The organism is Flavobacterium sp. UBA4854 (genome assembly GCF_002399805.1).
Lineage (GTDB): Bacteria > Bacteroidota > Bacteroidia > Flavobacteriales > Flavobacteriaceae > Flavobacterium > Flavobacterium ginsengisoli.
The window spans coordinates 1-4865 of sequence record NZ_DHEI01000107.1; the positions used below are offsets into that span (position 1 = coordinate 1).

Here is a 4865-nt window from a genome sequence, read left to right on the forward strand (position 1 = left end):
GAGTTAAAAAAACAACGTCATTTACTGAACCAATTGCGGCTTGCGCTCCAAGGTTTTCAATAAATGACGTTGTTTTTTTAACTCAAACTTTTAAAGGAGCAGATGCTGTATATTGCATGATTCCGCGTGCAAATTATTTTGATCCGAATCTTGATTTAGATGCTTTTACTCGCACAATTGGAAATAATTATGCAGAAGCTATCTCAAAATCTGGTGTAAAGCGCGTAGTGTTTTTAAGCAGTATTGGTGCGCATTTAGAGCAAGGTTCTGGAATCATTCAGCGTTATAATGAAATCGAAGCCGTTTTAAACAAACTTTCAGATGTTTCGATAACATTTATGCGTCCAACTTCTTTTTACTACAATTTGCTGGCTTATATTCCGATGATTAAAAATCAAGGAATTATAGCTGCTAATTATGGAGCAGATCAATTAATTCCTTGGGTTTCTCCAAACGATATAGCCGAAGCAATTGCAGAAGAGCTTACAACTCCGCTCGACGGAAAAAAAATACGTTATGTAGCAAGCGAAGAGCTTACTGGAGATCAAACCGCAAAAATTTTGGGCGATATAATTGGCAATCCAGATCTAAAATGGAAATTAATAAGTGACGAAGAAACACTAAACGGATTAATTGCTGTTGGAATGCAACCTAAAATTGCACAAGGTTTGGTAGAAATGTATGCTGCGCTTTACAGCGGTTTGCTTGGTGAAGATTATTATAGAAATCGTCCTGCAGTTTTAGGAAAAACAAAACTGGCAGATTATGCAAAAGAATTTGCTTCTATTTTCAACCAAAATTAAGTACTTTGTATTATGGCAAATCAGCAACCTCTTCGATTTAAAACAATAAGCGAATTTCATGATTTTAGAAATTTGCCAAAACCTGAACATCCTTTGGTGAGCGTTTACAATTTTGAAGATTTAAAATATCTTAATGACGAAGAACCAAAAAGCTTAATGCTGGATTTTTATTCGATTGCTTTAAAAAGAAATGCCAACGCAAAAATGCGTTATGGCCAGCAGGAATACGATTTTAAAGAAGGAGTTTTAATTTTTCTTTCGCCAGGACAAGTTTTTTCTATTGAAGGAAATAACGAAATGCAACACACAGGATGGTCATTATTGATTCATCCTGATTTTCTTTGGAATACACCGCTTGCGCAGAAAATCAAACAATATGATTACTTTGGTTATGCAGTCAATGAAGCACTTCATCTTTCTGATAAAGAAGAAAACATGCTAATAGACATCATAAAAAATATTCAGCAGGAATACCAGTCTAATATTGATAAGTTTAGCCAAGATGTAATTATTGCGCAAATCGAATTGTTTTTGACTTACGCTGAAAGATTTTATAACAGACAATTTATTACTAGAAAAATCAGCAGCCATCAGATTTTAGCGCGTTTAGAAAAATTGCTCGAAGACCATTTTTCTGATGATTCTTTAAAACAGAAAGGACTTCCGACGGTACACTTTATAGCCGAAAATTTAAACGTTTCTCCTAATTATCTAAGTGCATTGTTAAAAATGCATACGGGCCAAAGTACACAACAGCACATTCACAACAAATTGATTGAAAAAGCAAAAGAAAAGCTTTCGACCACTACGTTATCTATTAGCGAAATTGCTTTTGAACTTGGTTTTGAACATCAGCAATCATTTAGTAAATTATTCAAGACCAAAACAAATACTTCGCCTTTAGAATTCAGACAATCATTTAACTAATTGCTTTATTTTTCATAAATTCGTTAGCTTAAAAAGCGAAAATTATGAATCCATTTTTAAGAAATACTTTGGCTGTAATTGCAGGTCTAGTTATTGGTAGTATTGTCAATATGAGCATCATTTTACTAAGTGGCTCTATAATTCCGGCCCCAAATGGCGCAGATGTTAGCACTACCGAAGGCTTAAAGGCAACCATGCATTTATTTGAACCAAAGCATTTTCTTTTTCCATTTTTAGCACACGCAATCGGAACTTTTGCAGGAGCGTTGACAACTGCTGTTGCCGCAATTAAACACAAAACAAAACTAGCTTTCGGTATTGGAGCTTTCTTCTTATTTGGTGGTATAGTTACGGTCTTTACTTTGCCTTCTCCTATTTGGTTTGGTTTTGCCGATTTAATTTTTGCTTACATTCCGATGGCATATTTAGCTTCTAGAATTGCTTTAAAAAAGAAAAAATAATATGAGCGACAAAACAATAAAACCAGCAAAAAAATGCTACGAACATATTGGTGGCAAATTGGGCGAATTGCTTTTAGAGACATTTGCAGCTAAAAAATGGATTGCAAAAAACAATTCGACAGACAAGCATTTCTACATAACCGAATTGGGCGAAAAAGAATTTACCAAACTAGGCGTAGATCTGAATAAAATAAAATCGGAAGCCCTTTAATTTTATAAATTTACAATCCTTTTCTGCAAAATTTGTAGCGCTTTATTTCTTAACTTAGTTTGCTTTTAAATCTTGAATCATGACTAGGAAAGAAATCGCTAAAAACTTCTTGAAATTAGCAGCAAAAGGGCATCCTCATGAAGGTTTTCGATTGTATGTCGGAAAGAATTTCAAACATCACAACGCCTATTTCAAAGGCGATGCAGACACTTTAATGCTTGCCATGGAAGAATCTGCCAGAACAAATCCGAATAAGGTTTTTAAAATTCATCATATTCTAGAAGACGATAACTTAGTTGCTGTGCATTCACACCTCAAACAAACGCCTTCAGATATTGGTTTTGCTGTTGTGCATATTCTCAAATTCGAATCGGATAAAATCGTCGAACTCTGGGATCTAGGACAACCTGTCCCAAAAGATTCTATTAACGAAAACGGAATGTTTTAACTAATAATAAATTACAAACAATTCATAATTTGCAACTTACAATCCACAATTAATAAATGGACTTAATCCCTAAAATTTCCTTATTACTACTAGTAATCTTAACCAGTTGCCATTCTTCAGGACAGACAAAAGACAATTATAAAAAAAGTATTGATAGTTTACTTCAAAATACCAATCCGAAATTTACTGGCGTGATTTTGATTGCGAAAAATGGCAAAACAGTTTATTCAAAGGCTGAAGGATTTACGAATTTTGAAACCAAAAAACCTTTAAATCTAGATAGCCAATTTGAAATTATGTCTATTACCAGACAAATTACTGCTACTTTGGTTTTAAAAGAAGTAGAACAAGGTAAAATTGATCTCAATAATCCAATAAAAAAATACCTGCCCAATTTAAAGCAGACATGGGCAGATACTATTACAGTACATCAGTTATTAAATCATTCACATGGAATCACTGATTTACAAAAGCCTTTACTTTTTAAACCAGGAAGCGATTTTAAATATGGCAATGAAGGTTATCCTATATTGGGTCAAATTCTCGAATCGGTATCCAAAAAAAGCTATTCAGAACTAGCAAACGAGCTCTTTAAAAAGCTTAAAATGAATAATACATTTTGCTATTCAAAAGACAGCGATAAAAATTTAGTTACAGGATATATCTCTAACGGCAATAATTTAGAAAAGGCAGAGAATAATTTAATCTCTCCATACAAAGTGCCTTCAGGCGGTCTTGTTTCTACTGTAAATGATCTTTTAATTTGGAATAACAACCTTCACAAAGGAAAAATTCTAAAACCCGAATCATACAAATTAATGACATCGTATACAATTCAAAATCAACATAACTTTTTCGGAAAAGTGAAAGAAGGATATGGTTACGGTTTAAGAATTATAGAAAAAGAACCTGTAAAATATTTTGGCCATACTGGCCTTGGCAACGGATTTTCTGCTGTAAACCTGTATTTTCCTGACAGTGATGTAAGCTTAATTGTTTTAGAAAATCAGATGCCCGAAGATTCTAATTTGTTTTATGCTTCTGAATTTAAAATCAAAAACATCCTTTTTAAAAGTGATTTATTAAGTAAATCGTAGACAAAATGGCAAAAAATAAAACTACAGAAACTCAAAGTAGCGTTACTGATTTTATTAACGCTGTCGAAAATGAAGTTAAAAAAAGCGACGCTTTTGAACTTCTAAAAATAATTCAAAAAGCAACTGGTTTTGAACCCAAAATGTGGGGTCCAAGCATTATTGGTTTTGGAAGCTATCATTACAAATACGACAGCGGTCACGAAGGCGATGCGCCGTTGGCTGGTTTTTCGCCAAGAAAAACAGCCATGACCGTTTATTTTTATCTGCCAGAAGAAAAAAGAGAAGAACTTTTATCTAAACTTGGAAAACATACTTCGTCTAAGGCATGCATTTACATTAAAAAACTCACAGATATTGATATTGAAATCTTAAAAAAGATAATTTTACTTTCAATTGAATATACCCAAAATTTATATCCTCAAAATAAATGACAACATTCCTAATTCTATTATTCCTGATTGCTTTTGCAATTTATATTTTTCTTCAACATCCAAAATTCGGAAAAGCGCCTTCGGGAGAAAGACTAGTTCAAATTCAAAATTCGCCGCAATATAAAAACGGAAAATTCGAAAACCAGAGCCTTACACCCGATCTCGCCGAAGGCAAAACTATGGCTGGAGTTTTATTTGAATTTTTCTTCAAGAAAGTAGATCGAAAAATTCCGACAGATTTAATTCCGTCAGTAAAAACCAACTTAAAAGAACTCCCATTAAATCAGGATGCTTTAGTTTGGTTTGGGCATTCGTCTTATTTTATTCAGTTGGAAGGAAAACGCTTTTTAATAGATCCCGTTTTTAGCGGGAACGCCTCTCCTATTCCAGGAACAACAAAATCATTTAAAGGAACTGATATTTATACGGTCGATGATCTCCCTGAAATTGATTATTTGCTAATTACGCACGATCATTACGATCATTT

General features: G+C 33.4%; 8 protein-coding genes. All 8 read left to right on the top strand.

The features are described from left to right. On the top strand, positions 1-803 hold an 803-nt coding region (locus tag B3J44_RS15800), incomplete at its 5' end, for an NmrA family NAD(P)-binding protein (RefSeq protein WP_286969575.1). Positions 804-815: 12 nt separating this feature from the next. After that, complete coding sequence (locus tag B3J44_RS15805) at positions 816-1730, top strand: helix-turn-helix domain-containing protein (protein ID WP_286969576.1); 915 nt, start codon at positions 816-818, stop codon at positions 1728-1730. Between the two features lie 44 nt (positions 1731-1774). After that, positions 1775-2191, top strand: a complete 417-nt coding sequence (locus B3J44_RS15810; protein WP_278020920.1) for a hypothetical protein — start codon at positions 1775-1777, stop codon at positions 2189-2191. 1 nt (position 2192) lies between these two features. Beyond that, positions 2193-2402 carry an ArsR family transcriptional regulator gene (locus tag B3J44_RS15815; RefSeq protein ID WP_278020919.1) on the top strand — a complete coding sequence of 70 codons (210 nt, stop codon included), beginning with the start codon at positions 2193-2195 and terminating at the stop codon, positions 2400-2402. A gap of 79 nt (positions 2403-2481) precedes the next feature. After that, a complete protein-coding gene (locus B3J44_RS15820; RefSeq protein ID WP_198856415.1) occupies positions 2482-2850 on the top strand; it encodes a nuclear transport factor 2 family protein in 369 nt (122 codons plus the stop codon). A gap of 56 nt (positions 2851-2906) precedes the next feature. Continuing rightward, complete coding sequence (locus tag B3J44_RS15825; RefSeq protein ID WP_286969578.1) at positions 2907-3947, top strand: serine hydrolase domain-containing protein; 1041 nt, start codon at positions 2907-2909, stop codon at positions 3945-3947. A 5-nt stretch (positions 3948-3952) separates the two neighbouring features. Next, on the top strand, positions 3953-4378 hold the full coding sequence (locus B3J44_RS15830; RefSeq protein WP_286969579.1) for a DUF1801 domain-containing protein: 426 nt from the start codon (positions 3953-3955) through the stop codon (positions 4376-4378). Further along, the coding region (locus tag B3J44_RS15835) for an MBL fold metallo-hydrolase (protein WP_286969581.1) at positions 4375-4865 on the top strand (491 nt) is incomplete at its 3' end. The genes B3J44_RS15830 and B3J44_RS15835, both read left to right, overlap by 4 nt.